Annotated in this window: 17 protein-coding genes; 8 read left to right on the forward strand and 9 right to left on the reverse strand. The window is 70.0% G+C overall.

Going from position 1 to position 22806, the window contains the following annotated elements; translation table 11 throughout:
• Positions 1-31: 31 nt before the first annotated feature.
• Positions 32-1228 (forward strand): cytochrome P450, encoded by a 1197-nt coding sequence (locus tag VIR15_RS12420; RefSeq protein ID WP_331928043.1) that lies wholly within the window; start codon positions 32-34, stop codon positions 1226-1228.
• A gap of 86 nt (positions 1229-1314) precedes the next feature.
• On the opposite strand, the gene VIR15_RS12425 is transcribed toward VIR15_RS12420, so the two are convergent.
• From VIR15_RS12425 to VIR15_RS12460, 8 genes are all read right to left on the reverse strand, one after another.
• Complete coding sequence (locus VIR15_RS12425; RefSeq protein WP_331928045.1) at positions 1315-2469, reverse strand: NAD(P)/FAD-dependent oxidoreductase; 1155 nt, start codon at positions 2467-2469, stop codon at positions 1315-1317.
• A gap of 73 nt (positions 2470-2542) precedes the next feature.
• Positions 2543-3712 (reverse strand): acyl-CoA dehydrogenase family protein, encoded by a 1170-nt coding sequence (locus VIR15_RS12430; protein ID WP_331928047.1) that lies wholly within the window; start codon positions 3710-3712, stop codon positions 2543-2545.
• On the reverse strand, positions 3709-4500 hold the full coding sequence (locus tag VIR15_RS12435; protein WP_331928049.1) for a TIGR03084 family metal-binding protein: 792 nt from the start codon (positions 4498-4500) through the stop codon (positions 3709-3711). Before VIR15_RS12435 ends, VIR15_RS12430 begins: the two co-directional genes overlap by 4 nt.
• A gap of 178 nt (positions 4501-4678) precedes the next feature.
• The gene (locus VIR15_RS12440) at positions 4679-5287 is read right to left on the reverse strand and encodes a TetR/AcrR family transcriptional regulator (RefSeq protein ID WP_331928051.1); all 609 of its coding nucleotides are present in this window, start codon (positions 5285-5287) and stop codon (positions 4679-4681) included.
• A 37-nt stretch (positions 5288-5324) separates the two neighbouring features.
• Complete coding sequence (locus VIR15_RS12445) at positions 5325-6116, reverse strand: enoyl-CoA hydratase family protein (protein ID WP_331928053.1); 792 nt, start codon at positions 6114-6116, stop codon at positions 5325-5327.
• The gene (locus VIR15_RS12450) at positions 6113-8203 is read right to left on the reverse strand and encodes an acetyl/propionyl/methylcrotonyl-CoA carboxylase subunit alpha (RefSeq protein WP_331928055.1); all 2091 of its coding nucleotides are present in this window, start codon (positions 8201-8203) and stop codon (positions 6113-6115) included. Before VIR15_RS12450 ends, VIR15_RS12445 begins: the two co-directional genes overlap by 4 nt.
• A gap of 10 nt (positions 8204-8213) precedes the next feature.
• The gene (locus tag VIR15_RS12455) at positions 8214-9812 is read right to left on the reverse strand and encodes an acyl-CoA carboxylase subunit beta (RefSeq protein WP_331928056.1); all 1599 of its coding nucleotides are present in this window, start codon (positions 9810-9812) and stop codon (positions 8214-8216) included.
• Positions 9809-11581 (reverse strand): acyclic terpene utilization AtuA family protein, encoded by a 1773-nt coding sequence (locus VIR15_RS12460; protein WP_331928057.1) that lies wholly within the window; start codon positions 11579-11581, stop codon positions 9809-9811. Before VIR15_RS12460 ends, VIR15_RS12455 begins: the two co-directional genes overlap by 4 nt.
• A 79-nt stretch (positions 11582-11660) precedes the next feature.
• On the opposite strand from VIR15_RS12460, the gene VIR15_RS12465 reads away from it, so the two are divergent.
• From VIR15_RS12465 to VIR15_RS12475, 3 genes are read left to right on the forward strand one after another with little or no spacing between them, the layout of a single operon-like run.
• Positions 11661-12806 (forward strand): acyl-CoA dehydrogenase family protein, encoded by a 1146-nt coding sequence (locus VIR15_RS12465; protein WP_331928058.1) that lies wholly within the window; start codon positions 11661-11663, stop codon positions 12804-12806.
• Positions 12807-12845: 39 nt separating this feature from the next.
• On the forward strand, positions 12846-13700 hold the full coding sequence (locus VIR15_RS12470; RefSeq protein ID WP_331928060.1) for an SDR family oxidoreductase: 855 nt from the start codon (positions 12846-12848) through the stop codon (positions 13698-13700).
• A gap of 39 nt (positions 13701-13739) precedes the next feature.
• Positions 13740-15347 (forward strand): class I adenylate-forming enzyme family protein, encoded by a 1608-nt coding sequence (locus VIR15_RS12475; RefSeq protein ID WP_331928062.1) that lies wholly within the window; start codon positions 13740-13742, stop codon positions 15345-15347.
• A gap of 72 nt (positions 15348-15419) precedes the next feature.
• Here the strand turns inward: VIR15_RS12475 and VIR15_RS12480 are convergent, their stop codons facing one another.
• Entirely contained in the window at positions 15420-16022 is a 603-nt protein-coding gene (locus VIR15_RS12480; RefSeq protein WP_331928064.1) for a TetR/AcrR family transcriptional regulator, read from the reverse strand.
• Positions 16023-16126: 104 nt separating this feature from the next.
• On the opposite strand from VIR15_RS12480, the gene VIR15_RS12485 reads away from it, so the two are divergent.
• From VIR15_RS12485 to poxB, 4 genes are all read left to right on the forward strand, one after another.
• Positions 16127-17281 (forward strand): acyl-CoA dehydrogenase family protein, encoded by a 1155-nt coding sequence (locus tag VIR15_RS12485; RefSeq protein WP_331928066.1) that lies wholly within the window; start codon positions 16127-16129, stop codon positions 17279-17281.
• An 85-nt stretch (positions 17282-17366) separates the two neighbouring features.
• A complete protein-coding gene (locus VIR15_RS12490; protein ID WP_331928068.1) occupies positions 17367-18575 on the forward strand; it encodes an acetyl-CoA C-acetyltransferase in 1209 nt (402 codons plus the stop codon).
• A gap of 31 nt (positions 18576-18606) precedes the next feature.
• Positions 18607-20790, forward strand: coding sequence for a 3-hydroxyacyl-CoA dehydrogenase NAD-binding domain-containing protein (locus tag VIR15_RS12495; RefSeq protein WP_331928070.1), 2184 nt, complete (start codon positions 18607-18609; stop codon positions 20788-20790).
• Between the two features lie 263 nt (positions 20791-21053).
• The gene (gene poxB, locus VIR15_RS12500; protein ID WP_331928072.1) at positions 21054-22781 is read left to right on the forward strand and encodes a ubiquinone-dependent pyruvate dehydrogenase; all 1728 of its coding nucleotides are present in this window, start codon (positions 21054-21056) and stop codon (positions 22779-22781) included.
• Positions 22782-22806 lie beyond the last annotated feature (25 nt).

Below are 22806 nucleotides of genomic sequence, written 5' to 3' on the forward strand. Positions count from 1 at the left end.
CCTGACCCGACCCCACGACCGAGGTACCGACATGACCGCCACCCCCGCCACCGCCAAGACAGCCCCGGCGAAATCAGCCATCGACCTGTTCTCCGACGAGGTGCTGATCGACCCCTACCCGGCGTTCGCCGAGCTCCGGGAGACCGCCTCCGTGGTCTACCTGGAGACCAACCAGGCGTGGGCGCTGACCCGCTACGACGCGATCCGTGACGCCCTCGGCGACCCGGCGACCTTCTCGTCCAACAAGGTCGCGTTCAACGACGACATGAACCACGCGCTCGAGGGCACCAGCCTCACCACCGACCCGCCGGACCACGCCCGGCTGCGCGCGGCGCTGACCGAGAACCTGTCGCCCCGTGCGCTGCGCTCCCTCAAGGCCGAGATCGACGAGAAGGCGGACCGGATGGTGGCCGGCCTCGTCGAGCGGGGCAGCTTCGACGGGATCGACAACCTCGCCCGGGCGTTCCCCATCCTCATCGTCGCCGACATGATCGGGGTGCAGGGCGAGGTCCGCGCCAACATCCTGCGGTGGGGCGAGGCGGCCTTCAACGTGCTGGGCCCGATGAACCAGCGCACCATCGACAACTTCCCGATCGCCGGCGAGCTGTTCCAGTGGGCCACCACCGTGCAGGCGAGCGACCTGACCGAGGGCAGCATGGGCCGGGCGATCTTCGCCGCGGCCGAGCGCGGCGACATCCCGATGGAGAGCTGCGGCCACATCATCCACCAGTACGTCGCCGCCGGTGTGGACTCGACGATCGCCACGCTCGGCAACGCCTTGGCGCACCTCGGTGCTCACCCCGACCAGTACGAGCTGCTCCGCGAGGACCCCTCCCTCATCCCGTCGGCGCTCAACGAGGTCCTGCGCTACGAGAGCCCGGTGCACGCCTTCGGGCGCCTCGTCAAGGAGGGCGTGGACATCGACGGCACGGTCATCCCGGCCGGCGAGCAGGTCGCGGTCCTCTTCGGCTCCGGCAACCGCGATCCCCGTCACTACGAGGACCCGGACAGCTTCCTCGTGCGCCGCAATCCGCTCGACCACCTGTCCTTCGGCTACGGGGTGCACGGTTGTGCGGGCCAGGGGCTGGCCAGGCTCGAGATCCACGCGGTGCTGAACGCGCTGGTCAAGCGCGTCAAGCGGTACGAGGTCGGCCCGTCGACGCGCAACATCAGCAACATGATGCGGAGCCTGGACACGCTGCCGGTGACGATCGTCGAGCCCGCCTGACCATATTCCGTATGCCGCTGGGCTGGGACCGCGCCGCGACGCGCACACCCAGCCCAGCGGCATACGACATCGGGTGAAGGTGGCCACTACACGACTGGACGCCGGAAGCGTTGCGGGGACAGCCGAGCACTGTCGAGCCCGAGTCGCAGGAGGTCCTCCGGAGGTGTCTCACTGCGGATGAGGCTCGCCGCCAGCCGGGCTGCGGCGGGCGCAGTCTGGATCCCGTAGCCGCCCTGACCGGCGAGCCAGAAGAAGCCATGCGCCGCAGGGTCGAAGCCGACGACGAACTCCTCGTCCGGTGCGAACGTCCGCAGCCCCGCCCACGAGGTCCGCACGGACCGCGCCGCCAAGGTCGTGACCGCGCGGATCTCGTCGAGGGCCCTGGCGATCTCCAGGGGGTCCGGCTTGGCGTCGCCCGGCTCGCAGCTGGTCTGATCGGCCGGTGAGCACAGGAACTGCTCGCCCTCGGGCTTGACGTAGAAGCTCTCCTCCGCGTCGTAGAGCAGGGGCATGAGTGGATCCCGCAGCGCACCCTGTCCCGCGACCGTGAAGATGGTGCGGCGTCGCGGCCTGAGGCCCACCGGAGGGCAGCCGGCGGCCGAGGCCACCTGGTCAGCCCACGCGCCGGCTGCGTTGACCACGATGCGGCCGCGGCCGAGGACCCTGTCGGCCGCGTGGACCTGCCAACCGTCAGTCGACTGGTGCAGGTGCTCCACCCGCCGGCCTCGCAGGACGGTGCCGCCACGAGCGCGCAGCCCCTTGATGTATCCCTGGTGGAGGGCATGCACGTCCAGCTCCATCGCGTGGGGCTCGATGAGGCCCTTGGCCACCGCTCCCGGTCGGAGGATGGGGCACAGCTCGGCGGCCTCAGCCGCGTCGACCGTCCTCGCGGCAGACACGAAGGGCCGGACCTGCTCGTGGAGGGCGTCGATGATCTCGCCGCGCCCCGCACGGGCGATCTGCAGCAGCGGGCGAGGCGTCATGAGCCTCGCGTCGAAGCCGGCGGGCGGGTCCTCCAGGAAGGGCCGACTCGCGAGGGTCAGGGCGCGGACCTGGGAGCCTCCATAGGTCTCGAGGTACATCGCGGCGGATCGGCCGGTGGCGTGGTAGCCGAGCGTGGACTCCATCTCGAGGAGCAGCACGGTGTGATCGAGCGCCAGCTCGTAGGCCACCGACACGCCGGCCATCCCACCCCCGACCACCACCACGTCGTAGGCATCTGCGGCTGCACCGGACCTCACCGCGTCACTCAACCACGCCCCTGGGGGCTGTTCCACCCACGGTGCGCCCGCGCTGGACCAGCGAGTTGCGACGTCAGCTGGTGAGGCCGAGGCGGCGGGCGGCCAGTTGATAGAGGATCTCGACGGTCCCGCCGCCGATGCCGAGGATTCGCATGTCGCGGTACTGCCGTTCGACCTCGCTCTCGGCCATGTAGCCCATGCCGCCGAACAGCTGGACGGCCTGGTGGGCCACCCACTCGCCGCTCTCGGTGGCGGTGTTCTTCGCGAAGCACACCTGCGGGAGCAGCGCGTCCACCGACTCGCCGGCCTCGAAGCGGTCGACGACGGCACGGGTGTACGTGCGGGCAACGTCGATGCGCCCTGCCATGCGGGCCAGGGTGTCCTGCACGCTCTGCCGGGCGATGAGCGGCTCGCCGAAGGTCTCCCGCTCGCGGCACCACTCGACGGTCAGGTCGAGGCATCGCTGGGCCTGCGAATAAGCTTGGGCCGCAAGCGCGATTCGCTCGGAGAGGAACGCCGCGCCGATGAGCTGGAAGCCGGTGTTCTCGGCGCCGACGAGGTGGCTCGCGGGGACGCGCACGTCCGTGAAGGACAGCTCCGCCGTGTCGGACGAGCGCCAGCCCATCTTGTCGAGCTTGCGCGAGACCTCGAAGCCGGGCATGCCGCGTTCAATCACCATGAGGGAGATCCCCCTCGCGCCGCGGAGCTCGGGACCACCGGTTCGGACCGCCGTGGTGACGAAGTCGGCGCGGCAGCCGGACGTGATGAAGGTCTTGGACCCGTTGACCACGTAGTCATCGCCGTCGTGGCGGGCTGTCGTGCGCAGGTTGCCCACGTCGGAGCCGCCGCCGGGCTCGGTGATGGCGAGTGAGCCGATGGCCTCGCCGGCGAGGGCCGGCCGCACCCAGCGGTCGATCTGCGCCCGGTCCCCGGCAGCCACGATGTGGGGGCAGGCGATCCCGGTGGTGAACAGCGACGCGTTGACTCCTCCGGCCGCACCCGCTTCGTGCAACGCCTCGATGATGGTGACCACCTCCCGCTGCCCCCCGCCACCACCCCCAGCGTGCTCGGGGAAGCCGACGCCGAGCAGGCCAAGGTCGCCGGCCTTGCGCGACAGCTCACGAGGCAGCTCTCCGGCTCGTTCCCACTCGTTCTGGTGGGGGAGGACTTCGCGCCGGACGAACTCGGTCGTCGTCGCGCGCAGCGCCTGCAGCTCCCGCGTCTGCCAGTCGCGGTGGCTCACGACCGGTCCCTTCCCTGCATGACGGACTTGGGCGCCCCTGCGAAGACCTGCGCGAAGGTCAGCCAGTGTGCCGCTTCGCCCTCGGCGACGAGGCCGGTGTCCTCGAGCTGGCGGCGCTGCGCGATGACGAGGCAGAAGTCCTCCGCGGTCCCGCTGACCCGGTCGGTCTCATCGCCGGGTCCCCAGACCCACGTGTCGCTACCGGGCCCCTTCAACTCGACGCGGAACTCCCCAGCAGGTGGCTCGAGGCCGTTGATCCGGTAGGCGAAGTCGCGAGTCCGCACACCGAGGTGGCAGATGTCGCGCAGCCGGTCTGTCGGCTCCCGTCGCACGCCGAGGGTGTCGGCGACGTCCTGTCCGTGCGCCCAGGTCTCCATGAGCCGAGCCGTCGCCATCGAGCGTGGGCTCATGGGCGGGCCGAACCACGGCAGCCGCGTGAGGGGGTCAGCTCGTCGCAGCGCCTCGGCAAGAGCGTCACGACCGACTCGCCACCGGGCCAGCAGAGTGGCATACGGGGGGACGGCGCCCTCGGCAGCCATGCGATCGACGTAGTGGATTGGCTCGGCAGCAGCTGCGGCCAGCACGGTGCCGAACGACGTGGCATCCGTCGCTGCGAGGAGGGCCACCTGATCCGTCCACGCCAGGTGGGCGATCTGGTGCGCAATGGTCCACCCGGCGGCGGGTGTGTCCCGGCGCCAGCCGTCGTCCGAGAGGCCGGCGACGAGCCGGTCGAGGTCCGCGCCCTCGTCGAGGAAGGCCTTTACCGTCTGCGCCACGGGGTCCGTCATGACATCGCAGCGTGTCACAGGATGCCAAAACAAGCAAGACTGCTTGTTTTCTTCCGATCCCTCGCGGGAACCATGAGCCACGTCACCCGCTCACCGAAAGTCTTTGTGGCCGTATGCCGCTGAGCTGGCCCCGCGCCCAAGGAGCCTTGGGCGCGGCGCCGGCTCAGCAGCATACGGCCTAGTTCCCAGCCAGCCCCAGGCCGGCGGCGAGCTGACCCGCCCACGTGTCGACGACCCGGCGCCGACGCCGGGAGTCGTCGGTGAGGACGTCGGCCAGCGCGAGGCCACGGGCCATGTCGAGCGTGCCCTGGATGAGGGCACGCACCCGTGGATCGGCATCGTCCACGTCGAGCAGCCGGACCGTCATCTCGTGGACGCCGCTGCCGAACTTGCGCTCCAGCGGAAGGATCCGGTCGCGCAGGACTGGATCGGCCGCTGCTGCGTTCCACACCTGCAGTGCCGCCTTGAACAGCGTGCCGACGTAGAGGTCGACCACGGCACGCAGGACGTGCGCGACCCGGTCGGTGCCTCTGAGGTCGGGCACGGTCATGGTGGTGGCGAGCTCGGTGCGCTGCTCGAACATGTAGTCCAGCGCCGCGATGATGAGGTCCTCGCGGGTCGGGAAGTGGTGCTGCAGCGCGCCGCGGCTCGCCCCGGCCTCGGCAGCGATCACTGAGACCGATGACGCCTCCCAGCCGCGGGTCGCGAGGGACTCGACGGCTGCCTCGAGGATCCGCTGGCGGGTGAGGCGGCTGCGGTCCTGCTTGGGCTCGGTGGTGGTGCTCATCGGGTCCGATCGTGCCAGACCCGGGCACGGCGTCCGGTCACGTCGCCCACCGCGGCGGTCGGCGCTCGAGGAAGGCTGCCATGCCCTCCCGGGCCTCCTCGCTCGCGAAGAGCCGCGACGACTGGTCGGCAAGCCGGTCGCGGTCGGCGGCGAAACCGGCGAGGACGTGGTGGTTGAGCAGCGACTTCGACTCGCGCAGGCCCTGCGGCGAACATGCTGCGAACGACGCGATGAACTCGGCGACGGCCTCGTCGACGTGGTCCGAGCTGTCGACGGCACGGGAGATGAGCCCGACCTCCGCGGCGCGCCCGGCGGCGAAGGTGTCACCGGTGAGGAAGAGCTCCGCGGCGGCGCGGTTCGCGAGGCGGGGCAGCACCGTGAGCGAGATGACGGATGCGGCCAGACCGAGCCGGGCCTCGGTCAACGCAAAGGTCGTCCGCGGCCCGGCGACGACGACGTCGCACGCCGCGACCAGACCCATGCCTCCGGCCCGGACGTGGCCGTCGATGCGTCCGACGACGGGCTTGCCGAGCGCCATGATGGCGTGGAGCAGGTCGATGAGCTGGTCGGCGCGCTCGCGAGCGGGGTCGCCGACCGGCCGGCTCGACGCCTCGGTGAGGTCGGCTCCGGCGCAGAAGGTGCCACCCGTGTGGGTGAGCACGACGGCGCGCACGGAGGGGTCCGACTCGGCGGCTGCCAGCGCGTCGCGCAGCTCACGGACGAGCTGGTCCGACAGGGCATTGCGGTTGTGTGGCGAGTCGAGGGCGATGCGGGTCATGCCGTCTGCGGTCTCCACCGCGACTCGTCGGGCTGGCCGTGTCTCGGTCATGGCGTGGTCTCCTCCATCGTCTCGTCCTCGTCCGTGGCCCCCAGGCCGTCCAGGCCGTCCATCGCATCATCGACGACGGCAAGCGTCGTGCCTTGGTCGACCTGCTGACCCATGACGACGTGGACATGGGTCACGACCCCGGCCGCTGACGCGGTCACGGCGTGCTCCATCTTCATGGCCTCGAGCCACAGGAGTGGCTGGCCGGCCTCGACCCGGCTGCCCGCCTCGACGGCCACCCGGACGACGGTCCCGGGCATCGGGGCCACGAGCGCGCCCGCATGCGCCTGGGTCGACGGGTCGATGAAGCGGGCCATCCGCGCGAGCGTGACGCTGCCGCCCGAGCCGTCGACGACGACAGAGGTCACTTCGCCGGAGGTGAAGCGACTGATGGCGTATTGGCGCCTGACCCCGTCGAGCTCCATGACGACGTGGTCCGGCTCCGCCGACAGAACGATGACGCTGCTGTGGTCATCCGGTAGCTGCTCGAGCTCGAGACCCTCGCGACCGAAGCGGTAGCCCACCACCAGCTCCCTGTCACCGGTTGCGTAGGCGCGTCGCTGGAACTCACCGGGCACGTTGCGGAATCCGCTCGGGATACCGCGGAGCACCGTGGCGTCAGCACGCTCCAACGCGGCGTCGGCGAGCGCGGCGACGATCGAGCCGAGGGCCGGGTCGAGCCCGGCGCTCCTCGTCAGCAGGGCCGGGTCGTGCTCGGCATAGAACCGGGTGTCGGCGCTCCCGGAGAGGAAGTCGGGGTGGAGCAGGCTCGAGACGAGCAGATCCCGGTTGGTGGTGAGGCCGTGGATGCGGGCGCGGCGCAGGGCCGCAGCGAGCTCGCGGGCCGCCTCGTCGCGGGTCGGCGCCCGGGAGATGACCTTGGCGAGCATGGGGTCGTAGTTGACCCCGATGACGCTCCCGTCGCGCACGCCGGAGTCGAGGCGGATCCCGTGCAGTTCGGGGATGGCGAACTCGGCGGTGACACCCGGTACGTGCAGGACGTGCAGGGTGCCGCTCTGCGGCTGCCAGTCGCGGGCCGGGTCCTCCGCGTAGAGCCGGGCCTCGATCGAGTGGCCCGTCATCGTCGGCTCGGCACCCTTCAACGGCAGTCCGGCGGCGACGTCGAGTTGCAGCCCGACGAGGTCGAGTCCCGTGACGCACTCGGTGACCGGGTGCTCGACCTGCAGCCGGGTGTTCATCTCGAGGAACCAGAAGTTGCCGCGTGCGTCAGCGAGGAACTCGACCGTCCCTGCGCCGCGGTAGTCGACGGCCGCTGCGGCGTTCCGGGCCGCAGTGAGCAGGCGCTCGCGCAGGTCGCCACCGATCCGGTCGACGAGGGGGGAGGGTGCCTCCTCGATGACCTTCTGGTGACGACGCTGGAGCGAGCACTCGCGTTCGCCGAGGGCCCACACCGTGCCGTGTCCATCCGCCATGACCTGGACCTCGACGTGGTGCCCCGAGTCGAGGTAGCGCTCGCAGAAGACGGTCGGATCGCCGAAGGCGCTCGCCGCCTCGCGCGAGGCGCTCTCGACGGCATCGGGAACGTCGGCGACGGTGCGGACGATGCGCATGCCTCGGCCGCCACCGCCGGCCGAGGCCTTGACGAGGATCGGCAGGTCCTCCTCGGTGATCGCTGCCGGGTCAAGGCGCTCGAGCACCGGGACGCCTGCCTCGGACATGAGCAGCTTCGACTCGACCTTGGATCCCATCACCTCGATCGCCTTGGGGTCCGGGCCGATCCACGTGAGGCCGGCCTGCCGGACGGCCGCCGCGAAGTCGGCGTTCTCCGAGAGGAAGCCGTAGCCGGGGTGGATGGCGTCGGCGCCGGCGCGCCTGGCCGCCTCGATGAGGAGATCACCGCGCAGGTAGGTGTCGGCCGCCGTCATACCTGGGAGGCGGACCGCTGCGTCCGCGTCGCCGACGTGCGGGCTCTCGGCGTCGGGGTCGGAGTAGACCGCGACGGTGGTGATCCCGCGACGGCGGCACGTGGCGAAGATGCGGCTGGCGATCTCGCCACGGTTGGCGACGAGGACGCTGGTGATGGGTCGGCCGATGCCCGTGGCTGGGTTCGGGGTCGGGTGGGTGGTCATCTCCACGTCCTCACATCCGGAAGACGCCGAACGAGGCTGTGCCCTCGACAGGCGCGTTGTGGATCGCGGACAGGGCGATGCCGAGGACGGACCTCGTGTCGCGGGGGTCGATGATTCCGTCGTCGTAGACCAGGCCGGACAGCACGAGCGGCATCGCCTCGGCCGTGATCTGCTTCTCGATCGCGGCGCGGACGGCGAGCGCCCCCTCCTCGTCGAAGGCCTTGCCCCGGGCGAGGGCAGAGGCTCGAGACACCGAGTACGTGACGTCGGCGAGCTGTTGCGCACCCATCACCGAGCTGCGCGCGCTGGGCCAGGTGAAGACGAACCGCGGGTCGTAGGCCCGGCCGCACATGCCGTAGTGGCCGGCGCCGTAGGAGTTGCCGATGAGGACCGAGATGTGGGGCACGGTCGAGTTGGAGACGGCGTTGATCATCATCGCCCCGTGCTTGATGATGCCGCCCTGCTCGTACTCCTTGCCGACCATGTAGCCGGTCGTGTTGTGCAGGAACAGCAGGGGAGTGTTGGTCTGGTTGGCGAGCTGGATGAACTGGGCCGCCTTCTGCGACTCCTGGCTGAACAGCACGCCCCGGGCGTTGGCGAGGATTCCCACCGCGAAGCCGTGCAGCTGCGCCCAACCCGTGACGAGCGACGTGCCGTAGAGCGCCTTGAACTCGTCGAAGTCCGAGTCGTCGACGATCCGGGCGATGACCTCGCGCGGGTCGAACGGGTTCTTGAGGTCGGCGGGAACGATCCCGAGCAGGTCCTCGGCGGCATACCTCGGCGGCCTGGGCGTGGTGGTCAGGGGCCCAGCGGCCTTGCGCCAGTTCAGGCGCCTGACGATGCGACGGCCGATGCGGATGGCGTCCTGCTCGTCGAGGGCGTAGTAGTCGGCGAGCCCCGAGACCCGGGCATGCATCGCCGCACCGCCGAGAGACTCGTCGTCGGACTCCTCGCCGGTCGCCGCCTTGACGAGCGGTGGGCCGGCGAGGAAGACCTTGGACCGCTCCTCGATCATGACGACGTGGTCGCTCATGCCCGGCAGGTAGGCCCCACCCGCCGTGGAGTTGCCGAAGACGAGGGCGATCGTCGGGACGCCGGCCGCGGAGAGCTGCGTGAGGTTGCGGAAGATCGCCCCTCCCGGGATGAAGATGTCCTTCTGGGTCGGCAGGTCGGCGCCGCCGGACTCGACGAGGCTGATGACCGGCAGCCGGTTCTCCTTGGCGATGTCGTGCATCCGCAGCGTCTTCTTCACCGATGACGGGTTGCTCGACCCGCCCTTCACCGTCGGGTCGTTCGCGATGACCATGCACTCGACGCCCTCGACGACCCCGATCCCGGCCACAACGCTGCCGCCGACGGTGAACCGGCTGCCGTACCCCGCGAACGGGGCGAGCTCGAGGAACGGGGCATCCCGGTCGAGGAGCAGCTCGATCCGCTCTCGAGCCGTCAGCTTCCCGCGCTTGCGGTGGCGCTCGACCGCCTGTTCGCCGCCACCGGCGACCGCGAGGGCGAGCTGCTCGTCGATCTCGGCGAGCTGGGCCGCCATCGCCTTGGCGTTCGCGCGTATGTCGTCGCTCGTGGGGTCGATGGTGCTGCGCAGAGTCGTCATGGGCGGGGCCCCTCCATGGGGGCGGACAGCAGGCGAGTGGGCACGTCGACGTGACGCGCTCTCAGCCACTCGCCGAGGGCCTTTGCCTGCGGGTCGAAGCGAGCGGCATACGCCACTCCCTCGCCCAGGAGTCCCTCGACGACGAAGTTGAGGGCGCGGATCTGGGGGAGGCGAGTGCGAATGACCGTCAGGTCGCGTGCCTCGGGAAGCAGGTCGCGCAGGCGGGCGACGGTGAGGAAGCCGTCGAGCCAAGCGAACTCGTCTTGCGAGCGTACCCACACCCCGACGTTCGCGTTGCCGCCCTTGTCCCCGGACCGCGCCCCCACGATCGTTCCCAGCGGGGCGCGGACCGTCATGCCGTATGCCGCTGAGCCGGCTTCGCGTGCTTCGCCGGCTACCGCTGCGGCTGGGTCGCCGGACAGCGGCTCGAGCGGCTGCGTCCTGGGGGGCGGCCCGATCGAGTGCCGTTCGCCGCTCGGCAGTGTGACGGTGTGGGCGGGGACGTCCTGGGCGACGTAGCGCGGCTCGTAGACCCCGTAGGCGCTGCCGGAGCCGGGTGGGTTCGTCAGGAAGCAACCGGGGTAGCTCGCGAGGGCGATCTCGACCGCCGCGTTGGAGAAGGCGCGCCCCACGTTGGCCTCGTCGGGGTCGCGGGCGACGAGGGTGAGGGTCGCGGCCGCGCGGGCCTGGGTGTCGGGATCGTCATGGTCGGTGCGGGCCAGGGACCAGGTCAGCTCGGCGGGCCGGACGGGAAGCGATGCCTCGACCTGCCGTCGGGCCAGCTCGGCCTTGGCCTCGATGTCGAGGCCGGTGAGCACGAAGGTCATCTCGTTGCGGTAGCCGCCGACCCTCGTGCACGACACCTTGACGTCCGGCGGTGGGGCCTCGCCGCGAGCGCCGGAGATGAGGACGCGGTCGGGCCCTTCCGGCTCGAGGGTGAGGGAGTCGAGACGCAGGACGGCATCGGGCCCGGCATAGCGCGCGTCCTGGACCTCGTAGAGCAGCTGCGACACGACGGTGTCGACGGTCACGGCACCATCGGTGCCGGGGTGCTTCGTGATGACCGTGGAGCCGTCGCGGCGGATCTCGGCGATCGGGAAGCCCGGCCGGGTCAGGTCCGTGATCTCGCGGAAGAAGGCGAGGTTGCCGCCCGTCGCCTGGGTGCCGCACTCGATGACGTGGCCGGCCGCCATGGCGCCGGCGATCGCGTCGAACTCGGTTCGCTCCCAGCCGAAGTGGGCGATCGCCGGGCCGACGACGACGGAGGCGTCCGTGACGCGGCCGGTGATGACGACGTCGGCTCCGGCGCGGCAGGCCGCGGCGATGCCCAGCCCGCCGAGGTAGGCGTTGGCGGCCAGTGGCGCTCCGAGGCCGAGCTCCTCGGCCCGGGTAGTGAGGTCGTCGCCGTCGACGACGGCGACCTTGACATCGAGGCCGAGCCGGGTCGCGAGGTCCTGGACGGCGGTGGCGCAGCCGTGCGGGTTGAGGCCACCGGCATTGGCGACGATGCGCACCCCCTTCTCGAGGGCGAGCCCGAGGCAGTCCTCGAGCTGGCGCAGGAAGGTGCGGGCGTAGCCGAGAGTGGGGTCCTTGGCCCGGTCGCGGCCGAGGATGAGCATCGTCAGCTCCGCGAGGTAGTCGCCGGTGAGCACGTCGAGCGGGCCGCCCTCGAGCATCTCCCGCATCGCCGAGAGGCGGTCGCCGTAGAAGCCCGAGCAGTTCCCGACGCGCAGGACTTCGAACGGGGGCGTTGGGCTCGAGTCGGTCATGACATCGCAGCGTGGCACAATGCAGAAAAACAAGCAAGGCTGCTTGTTTTGTGGAACCTCTGGGGCTACGGTCGAAGCCATGCGACTCACCGACGACCACGTCGACTTCGGCAAGAGCGTGCAGCACTTCGTCGAAACCGAGGTCAACCCGCACGTCGACGAGTGGGAACGCGGCGGGTCGTTCCCGGCGCACGAGCTGTTCCCGAAGGCCGCTGCGGTCGGGCTGCTCGGCATCGAGTACGACCCTGCCTACGGTGGTCTCGGCGCCGACCACTCCTTCCAGATGGTCGCGTGCGAGGAGCTCGGCCGGATGGGCTCGGCCGGGGTGGGCATGGCCATCGGGGTGCAGTCCATGATGGCGACCCCGTCCCTCGCCGAGCTCGGTACGCAGGCGCAGAAGATCGAGTTCCTCGCCCCTGCGATCGCCGGGTCGGCCGTCGCAGCCATCGCGGTGACCGAGCCGGACACGGGATCCGATGTCGCCCGGCTGCGCACCCATGCACGACGCGACGGGGACGACTGGGTCATCTCGGGCCGCAAGATGTTCATCACGAACGGAACCCAGGCCGATTGGATCTGCCTGCTCGTGCGGACATCTGACGAGGGTGGCTACCGGGGCCTGTCGCAGGTCATCGTGCCGACGGCGTCTCCCGGGTTCTCCGTCAGCCGCAAGCTCGACAAGCTCGGCAACCGGGCGTCCGACACGGCCGAGATCGTGCTCGATGACGTGCGCGTGCCGGTCGCCAACACGATCGGTGAGATCGGCCGCGGCTTCCGGCAGCAGATGCAGCAGTTCGTCGTGGAGCGGATGTTCGCGGCGTACGTCACGGTCGGTCAGTGCGACAGGGCACTCGAGCTGACGCGTGAGTTCGCCGCGGAGCGCCTGATCTTCGGCACCCCACTCGCGTCCAAGCAGTACGTCGCCTTCCGCCTCGCCGAGCTGCAGGCTCAGGTCGATCTGCTGCGCAGCCACAACCGCGAGACGTGCGAGGCGCGCATGGCCGGCGAGGACATCACCCGGATGGCCTCCGTGGCCAAGCTCACCGCAGGACGCCTCGTCCGCGAGGTCGCCGACACCTGCCTGCAGTTCCACGGCGGCATGGGCTACATCGAGGAGACGTGGACCTCGCGGTTCTTCCGTGACACCCGGCTCGTCTCCATCGGCGGCGGGGCCGACGAGGTGATGCTCCAGGTCCTCGCCCGACTCGACGGTCTGCCGGCCTGACTCGCGCTGGGCAGCTCGACACGACGGAAGGACAGGTTCATGACCGTTCAGGACAGCGTCCCAGAGGACACGGCGCGCACCCTTGCGGGACGCACGATCCTGATGTCCGGTGGCAGCCGCGGCATCGGGCTGGCGATCGCGCTACGCGCCGCCCGGGACGGTGCCAACGTGGCACTGCTGGCCAAGACCGACCAGCCGGACCCGCGCCTGGAGGGCACCATCCACACGGCGTCGGCAGCGATCGAGCAGGCCGGCGGGCGCGCGCTCGCGGTGGTCGGCGACGTGCGGGACGACGCGTCGGTGGCCGATGCCGTGGCCCGGACCGTGGAACGGTTCGGCGGGATCGACATCGTCGTCAACAACGCGAGTGCCATCGACCTGTCCGGCACGCGGGAGCTGTCGATGAAGAAGTACGACCTGATGCAGGACATCAACTGTCGCGGGTCGTTCCTGCTGGCCAAGACGGCCCTGCCCCATCTGGAGCGCTCCGATGCCGCGCACGTGTTGACCCTGTCGCCACCACTGAACCTCAACCCGGTGTGGGCAGGCCGGCACCTGGGCTACACGATCGCGAAGTACGGGATGAGCCTCGTGACACTCGGCCTGGCAGAGGAGCTGCGGGACGTCGGAGTGGCCGCGAACAGCCTGTGGCCGCGCACCCTGATCGCCACGGCCGCTGTGCAGAACCTGCTGGGCGGGGATGCTGCGATGCGAGCCAGCCGCAGCCCCGAGATCATGGCGGACGCGGCCCACGCCATCCTCACCCGGGACCCCCGCGCGTGCACCGGCCACTTCTTCATCGACGAGGACGTGCTGCACGAGGCCGGGTTCACCGACCTGTCGCCCTACGGTGGCGCGGACGCGGAGCTGCAGACGGACATCTTCCTCGACTGAACGAACCCGCAACACCCGATCGAAAGTGGAGGACCAGCAATGCAGCCCGATCTCTCCCTCGTCGACCCGCTCGACCACCACCTCGCCACACGCGTGAACGTCGGGGACAGCCTGACTCGCACGGCTGCGCTCTTCCCTGACCGGGTCGCGGTCGTCGACGGGACGCGCGAGGTCACCTTCCGCGAGCTCGCGGAGACGGCCGACCGTCTCGGTCACGGTCTGCTCGGGCTCGGGCTCGAGCCCGGGACGCCGATCGCGCTCATGATGACGAACTCGTGGCGCGTGCTCGCGACCTACTACGCGTGCGCCCGCGCCGGCCTCGTGTGCCTGCCACTCAACGTCATGCTCTCGCCCGGCGACCTCACCTGGATCGTCGGCGACGCCGGGGCGCCCGTCCTCGTCGCGGATCCGGCACTGCGCCCGTTGGCCGAAGCTGTCGTTGCCGGCTCCGCCGGGATCACCACAGTCGTCGTCCTCGAGGACGAGCCCGCGCCCCTCGCGGACCGACGCACCATCGGGTGGGATGCCCTCGTGGCGACCGGAGCGGACGGGCCACTCGAGGCCATCGTCGACGAGCGCTCTGCGGTCCAGTGCCTCTACACCTCCGGCACGACCTCTCGCCCCAAGGGCGTTCTGACGAGCCATGTCTCGGTGACCATCGGCATGCTGAGCAACGCGATCGTGACTCGGCAGCGGTGGGGGACGCAGCCGCCCGTCATGGTCGTGGTCCTGCCGCTGTTCCATGTCACCGCTCTCAACACGCTCGCGATGCCGGTCATCATGATGGGTGGCACCGTCGTCCTTCCCGGTGGGACCTTCGACCCGGGGGTCGTCCTCGATGCCTTGAGCGCCCGCCGAGCGACGCACGTCATGATGCTCCCGATGATGCACGCGGCTTGCGTCGCGGAGCAGGCCCGTGACCCGCGAGACCTCACCTCGGTCGAGCTGGCGATCTATGCCATGGCGCCGATGCCGGAAGACCTGCTCGCCAAGGTTGACGAGACCTTTCCCAATGCGGATGTCATCCTCGGCTCCGGGCAGACCGAGGTGGTGCCTGCCACGGTCATGCAGTGGGCCGAGCATCGACACACTGCGGCCGCGTCCTGGGGCCCCCAGGTGCCGAGCGTGCTCGTCCGGACGATGAGCCGGGATGGTGCCGTCCTCGGCGCAGGGGCGACCGGGGAGATCGTCTACCGTGCTCCGAACGTCTGCCTCGGCTACTGGAACAACGCCCAGGCCAACGAGGAGGCGTTCGCGCACGGCTGGTTCCATTCCGGCGACATCGGCCACGTTGACCGTGACGGCATCGTCTGGTTCACCGACCGACTCAAGGACATCATCAAGTCGGGCGGTGAGAACGTCTCCTCCGTCGCCGTCGAGGCGACTGTCCTCTCCGCTCCTGGGGTGGCCGAGTGCAGCGTCGTCGGTGTGCCGAACGAGAGATGGGGAGAGGCCGTTTGCGCGGTGGTCGTCCCGGACGGCACCGTGCCCGTCAACGAGGTGCCGGATCGAGTCATCGAGCACGCGCGATCGCGTCTCGCCGGCTTCCAGGTGCCCAAGATCGTCAAGGTCGTCGACGAGCTGCCCAAGACCGCGACCGGCAAGATCCAGAAGTTCGAGGTCCGGACCCGCGCCCGCGAGGAGTAGTCCGCCCCACGCCAGCCAGGGACGGCTGAGCCGGCCAAGCGGCATACGGCGGCCTCTTGACGGAAGTGGGACTCAGCGCTTCACGTCGACGACGAGCTGGACTCGTGCTGACGCGTCGAGGTCCTCGGCGAACTCGTCCGAGATCCGGTCGACGAGGGGCTGGAGGAAGAGACGGCCGAGCTGGCGCACCATGATCGTGACGACCTGCTCACCAACGGTGTGCTTCGTGGAGGCGAGGCCCGCGGTGCGCAGGTCATGGACCTGCTGCGCGGACAGCTCGGTCAGTCGGCTCAGAAGGTCGCGGCGCTGTGCACCGCCGTCGAGGATGGCCCGGCGCAGGTAGTCGAGCACGGCCGGGTTGACCCGGAGCATGTCGGCGACCGCCTGGTCCCGGGCCGCGACGACCTCTCCGCCGGGCTGGCTGCCGATCGGCACCGACGCGATCGCCTCGGCGAACCGCTCGACGATGGCCATCTCGACCGACTCGCGCAGTGCCTCCTTGGTCCCGTAGTGGTGGACGATGAGGCCGACGGTGACGCCCGCTGCCGCGGCGACGGTGCGAAGGGAGACGGCGTCTGCACCGTGCTCGGCGAAGAGCCCGAGGGCAGCGTTGCGGATGCGTGCCTTCCCCGTGAGGTCGTCATCGCGAGGTGGCGTCGTCGGCAGGCGTGCCATGTCATCCCTCCATGCTGCGGTGTGCCGATCGCAACATTGCACGATCGTACGGAGTGCTATACAACCGTATAGGCACGCTCGTGTGGCAGATGGACGAGGACCAGATGATCTTGGACGGATACCGGTCGCCTTGGCTGACCGAGGAGCTCGACGACCTCCAGCAGCTCGCGCGCACCTTCATGGACAAGGAGGTCGTGCCCCACCAGGGCCGGTGGGCAGAGCAGCGCATGGTCGACCGCGACTTCTGGCGGGCGGCGGGGCGCGCTGGCCTGCTGTGCATCAGCATCCCGGAGCAGTACGGGGGTGGCGGCGGGACCTTCGCCCACGAGGCGGTCATCGCCGCCGAGCAGGCCCGGGTCGCCGACGACGCCTGGGCCAACAGCGTGCACAGCGTCATCGTCGCCCACTACATCGCGACCTTCGGCACGGAGGAGCAGAAGCAGCGCTGGCTCCCGGGCATGGCCTCTGGCGACCTCGTCGGCGCCATCGCCATGACCGAGCCGACGACCGGCTCCGACCTCCAGCGCGTCCGCACCCGCGCCGTACGTGACGGGGACGACTACGTCATCAACGGCTCAAAGACCTTCATCTCCAATGGAACTCACTGTGACCTGATCGTCATCGTCACTCGTACCAGTGATGAGCCGGGAGCCAAGGGGCTGTCCCTCATCGTCGCGGAGACCCAGGACCTCCCTGGCTTCGAGCGCGGACGGGTGCTCGAGAAGGTCGGCATGCACGGGCAGGACACGCGGGAGCTGTCGTTCGTCGACATGCGGATCCCAGCCGCCAACCTCCTCGGCGGTGCCGAGGGCCGGGGGTTCGTGCAGCTCATGGAGCAGCTACCCCAGGAGCGGCTCATCATCGCCGTCGGGGCAGCGGCCACCGCCGAGGCGGCGGTCAGGCACGCGGTGGCGTACGCCAAGGAGCGGGAGGCCTTCGGCCAGGATCTCCTCTCGTTCCAGAACACCCGGTTCGTCCTCGCGGAGTGCGCCGCGGACGCCCTCGCCGCTCGGACCCTCGTCGACAGCTGCATCACCCGCCATGTGGCCGGCGAGCTGGACGCGGCAGGGGCCTCGCTCGCCAAGTTCTGGTGCACCGACATCCAGAGCAAGGTGGTCGACCGGTGCCTCCAGATCTTCGGCGGCTACGGCTACATGATGGAGTACCCGATCGCCCGGATGTACGCCGCCGCCCGGGTCCAGAAGATCTACGGCGGCACCAACGAGATCATGAAGGAACTGGTGGCCAGGTCCCTATGAGCCGTCCCAACACCACAACCCTGGCCAATCGCGAGGCGGCCCCCGACCTCGACCCCCGCAAGTCTCCAGTGAGGAAGTAGTCCCAGTGACCGAGGCATACGTCTATGACCATGTCCGCACCCCTCGGGGTCGTGGCAAGAAGGGCTCGCTGCACGGTGTCAAGCCGATCGACCTGACGGTCGGGCTGATCGACGCGCTGCGTGAGCGCAACCCCAACCTGGATCCGCACCGGATCGATGACGTGGTGATGGGCATCGTCTCCCCGATCGGGGACCAGGGCTCGGTGCTGCCGCGGATCGCGGCCCTCGCGGCTGGCCTGCCGGACACGGTCGCGGGTGTGCAGCTGAACCGGTTCTGCGCGAGCGGGCTGGAGGCGGTCAACACCGCTGCGCAGAAGGTGCGCTCCGGGTGGGACAGTCTGCTGCTGGCCGGCGGGGTGGAGTCGATGTCGCGGGTGCCGATCGGCTCGGACGGGGGCGCGTGGGCGATGGACCCGGCGACGAACTACGACACGTACTTCGTGCCGCAGGGCGTCAGCGCGGACCTGATCGCGACGATGGAGGGTTTCTCCCGCACGGATGTGGACGAGTACGCGGTGCGCTCGCAGGAGCTGGCGGCCAAGGCGTGGGCGGACGGGCGGTTCGCCGGCTCGGTGGTGCCGGTGCGTGACGTCAACGGGTTGGTGGTGCTCGATCGGGACGAGCATCTTCGGCCGGGCACGACGGTCGAGTCGTTGAGCGTGCTCAAGCCGTCGTTCGCGGTGATGGGTGAGGCGGGCGGGTTCGATGCGGTGGCGCTGCAGAAGTTCCACGCGGTCGAGCGGATCAACCACGTGCACCATGCCGGGAACAGCTCGGGCATCGTCGACGGGGCGGCGCTGGTGCTGGTCGGCTCGGAGCAGGTCGGCAGGGATCTCGGCCTGAGGCCGCGGGCCCGGATCGTGGCGACGGCGACGACCGGTGCGGACCCGACGATCATGCTGACCGGTCCGACGCCTGCGACCGCGAAGCTGCTGGGTCGGGCGGGCCTGACCGTGGCCGACGTCGACCTGTTCGAGATCAACGAGGCGTTCGCGTCGGTGGTGCTGAAGTACCAGCGCGACCTGGGCATCCCGGACGAGAAGCTGAATGTCAACGGCGGCGCGATCGCGATGGGTCACCCGCTGGGCGCGACCGGCGCGATGATCCTGGGCACGATGATCGACGAGCTCGAGCGCCGCGACGCACGGCGTGCCGTGATCACCCTGTGCATCGGCGGCGGGATGGGCGTGGCCACGCTCGTCGAGCGCGTCTGAGACCCGACGGACCATGAAGGAAGTACGCGAGATGGCAACCCCGAACACGAACAGCACCACCAATACCATCCGTTGGGACTGGGACGCCGATGGCGTCGTCGTGCTGACCCTGGACGACCCGAACCAGTCGGCCAACACGATGAACGCCGACTACGTCGCCTCGATGCGCGGCGTGGTCGACCGGCTCGTCGCGGAGAAGGAGCAGATCACCGGGGTGGTCATCACCTCGGCCAAGAAGACCTTCTTCGCCGGCGGCGACCTGAACGACCTGTACGCGGCCCGGCCCGAGCAGGCCCAGCAGCTGTACGACACTGTCACCGAGATCAAGGCGCAGCTTCGCACCCTGGAGACGCTCGGCCGGCCGGTCGTCGCCGCGATCAACGGGGCCGCGCTCGGTGGTGGCCTGGAGATCGCGCTCGCGACCCATCACCGGGTCATCGCTGACGTGCCCGGCGCGCAGGTCGGGCTGCCCGAGGTCACTCTCGGGCTGCTGCCCGGTGGTGGCGGGGTGGTGCGCACGGTGCGGATGCTCGGGGTGGCAGACGCGGTGATGAAGGTGCTCGCGCAGGGCCAGAAGTACCGTCCGGCCGAGGCCAGGGAGCTGGGCCTGGTGGACGAGGTCGTCGCGAGCGTCGACGAGCTGCTGCCCGCGGCGAAGGCGTGGATCGCGGCGCACCCGGACGCGGCGGCGCCTTGGGACGTCACGGGCCACCGGATCCCTGGCGGCACCCCGGCCAGCCCGGCGTTCGCCGCGAACCTGCCCGCGTTCCCGGCCAACCTGCGCAAGCAGCTCAAGGGCGCCCACTACCCGGCGCCCCGGGCGATCCTGGCCGCCGCGGTCGAGGGCACCCAGGTCGACGTCGACACGGCCCTGGACATCGAGAGCCGCTACCTCGTCTCGCTGGTCACCGGCCAGGTCAGCAAGAACATGATCAAGGCGTTCTTCTTCGACCTGAACACGATCACCGCCGGCGGCAGCCGCCCGCAGGGCTTCCCGAAGCACGCGGCGAGGAAGGTGGCCGTGCTCGGCGCCGGGATGATGGGCGCCGGCATCGCCTACGTCTGCGCGAAGGCGGGCATCGAGGTGGTCCTCAAGGACGTCACCATCGAGGCCGCCGAGAAGGGCAAGGCCTACTCGGCCGCCCTCGTCGCCAAGGCCGTGGCCCGCGGCCGCTCCAGCCAGGCCGACGCCGACGCGCTCCTCGCGAGGATCACCCCGGCGACCGAGGCCGCGGACCTGGCCGGCGCGGACCTGGTCATCGAGGCCGTCTTCGAGAGCGTCGCGGTCAAGCACCAGGTCTTCGCCGAGATCGAGGACCTCGTGGCGCCCGACGCGGTGCTCGGCTCGAACACCTCGACCCTGCCCATCACCACCCTCGCCGAGGGGGTCAAGCGCCGGGAGAACTTCATCGGGCTGCACTTCTTCTCCCCGGTGGACAAGATGCCGCTGCTCGAGATCATCGCCGGCGACCAGACCAGCGACGAGACGCTGGCCAAGGCGTTCGACCTGGCGCTGCAGATCAAGAAGACCCCGATCGTGGTCAATGACCACCGTGGCTTCTTCACCAGCCGGGTCATCGGCACCTTCCTCAACGAGGCGATCGCGATGGTCGGCGAGGGCGTCCCCGCGGCCAGCGTCGAGCAGGCCGGCCTGCAGGCCGGCTACCCCGCCGCGCCGCTGCAGCTGGCCGACGAGCTGAACCTGTCGCTGATGTCCAAGATCCAGAAGGAGACCAGGGCCGGCCTGCAGGCGGACCCGACCGGCCGACCCTATGAGCACCACGCCGCCTACGAGATCGTCGACGCGATGATCGCGCAGGGCCGCACCGGCAAGCTCGGCGGCGCCGGCTTCTATGACTACCAGGACGGCAAGCGCGTCGGGCTCTGGCAGGGTCTGGCCGACACGTACGGGGCCAGCACCGAGATCCCGTTCGATGACATGAAGGAACGGATGCTCTTCGCCGAGGCCCTCGAGACGGTCAAGTGCTTCGACGAGGGGGTGCTGCGCAGCGTCGAGGACGCCAACATCGGCTCGATCCTGGGCATCGGCTTCCCGGCCTGGACCGGCGGGGTCGTGCAGTACGTCGAGGGCTACCCCGGCGGCACGGCCGGCTTCGTCGCCCGGGCCCGCCGGCTCGCCGAGCGCTACGGCGACCGGTTCCTGCCGCCCGCCTCGCTCGTCGCCCGCGCCGAGGGCGCCGGCTCCGCCGCCTGACCATTCCGTATGCCGCTGGGTGGCCTTCCCGAAACCGGCCCCCACGCAATCGAGTGAACAGGATTCGGGCGCCAAAACTGTTCTTTCGATCGGGCCCAGGTTGACGAAGGGTGGCTGGCGGATTCGGCTCACCCGACGACGGGTAGAAGTCCAGCGCTACGACCTGCGCGCGTACTTGGCCGCATGCGCGACCCGGCGGGACAGCGGAAGCGAGCTCAGCGGCATACCGTCTCGTCGTCACACCCCGCGCGCAAGGAGGACGAATGGCCCAAAGCATCGCGCAGAACATGGTGGCCACCCTGCGGGCCAACGGCGTCAAACGCGTGTACGGCGTCCCCGGCGACTCGCTCAACGGCTTCACCGACGCGCTCCGGCGCGATGGCACGATCGAGTGGATCCACGTGCGGCACGAGGAGGGTGCAGCGTTCGCGGCGGCCGCGGACGCGGAGCTGACGGGTGGACTCGCCGTGTGCGTCGGCAGCTGTGGCCCGGGGAACCTGCACCTGATCAACGGGCTCTTCGACGCCAACCGGAGCCGGGTGCCCGTGCTCGCCATCGCGGCCCAGATCCCGAGTGAGGAGATCGGCAGCGGCTACTTCCAGGAGACGCACCCGCAAGACCTGTTCCGCGAGTGCAGTGTCTACACGGAGCTCGTCGCGCACCGGAGCCAGATGCCCCGCGTCCTCGAGATCGGGATGCGGGTCGCGATCGAGCGACGCGGGGTCGCCGTCATCGTCATCCCCGGGGACGTGGCCCTGGAGGACGTCGGCGACGACCGGGTCGTCCAGGTCGAGGCGACGCGAGCCCGTGTCCTGCCGTCTGACGATGAGCTGCGGCGGGCAGCCGCGCTGCTCAACGGCGGGTCGGCCACGACGATCCTGGCAGGGGTCGGCGTCGGGGATGCGCACGACGACGTGGTGCGGCTCGCGGACCGGCTCGGTGCGCCGATCGTGCACACGATGCGGGGCAAGGACCGGATCGAGTTCGACAACCCCTTCGACGTCGGCATGACCGGGTTGTTGGGGTTTGCCTCTGGCTATCGTGCGATGGAGTCCTCGGACACGTTGCTCATGCTCGGGACGGACTTCCCGTACCAGCAGTTCTATCCGCCCAAGGCGAAGGTCATCCAGGTCGACATCCGTGGCGACCAGCTCGGGCGGCGGGTGCCACTCGACCTCGGCCTCGTGGGTGATGTCGGGGAGACGGCCCGGGCGCTGCTGCCGCTGCTCGACCAGCGGAAGAAGCGCTCACACCTGAAGGATGCGCTGGCGCACTATGCGAAGACGCGGGCGAAGCTCGACGACCTCGCCACCGAGTCAAAGAGGGGCAAGCCGATCCACCCGCAGTACGTGGCGCGCCTGATCGACGAACTCGCCGATCCGGACGCGGTCTTCGTACCAGATGTGGGATCGCCGGTCATCTATGCCGCGCGCTACCTCCGGATGCACGGCGGCCGTCGGCTCATCGGGTCGTTCGTCCACGGCAGCATGGCAAATGCCGTGCCGCACGCGGTCGGCGCACAGGTGGCGTTCCCCGGCCGGCAGGTCGTGACGATGAGCGGTGACGGCGGCATCGCGATGCTGCTCGGTGAGCTACTGACCGTCACGCAGAACCGGCTCCCGATCAAGATGATCGTCTTCAACAACTCGTCGCTGAACTTCGTTGAGCTCGAGATGAAGGCGGCCGGGTTCGTCACGTACGGCACCGACCTCGTCAACCCCGACTTCGCTGCGGTGGCGAACGCCATGGGCATCGAGGGGATTCGCGTGGAGAAGTCGAAGGAGCTCCGGAATGCGCTCCGGGATGCGTTCAGCCACAAGGGTCCAGCGCTCGTCGATGTCGTCACGGAGCGCGACGAGCTGACGATCCCACCGGCCGTGACGGCCGAGCAGGTCAAGGGCTTCACGCTCTATGCGATCCGGACCGTGCTGTCCGGCCGGGGGGACGAGCTCCTCGACCTCGCGAGCGCGAACTTCCGGCAGCTCTTCTGACGCCGCCGGGCTTTGGCCGAGTCGG

Origin of the sequence: Intrasporangium sp., assembly GCF_036566125.1 — a bacterium.
Taxonomy (GTDB): domain Bacteria; phylum Actinomycetota; class Actinomycetes; order Actinomycetales; family Dermatophilaceae; genus Intrasporangium.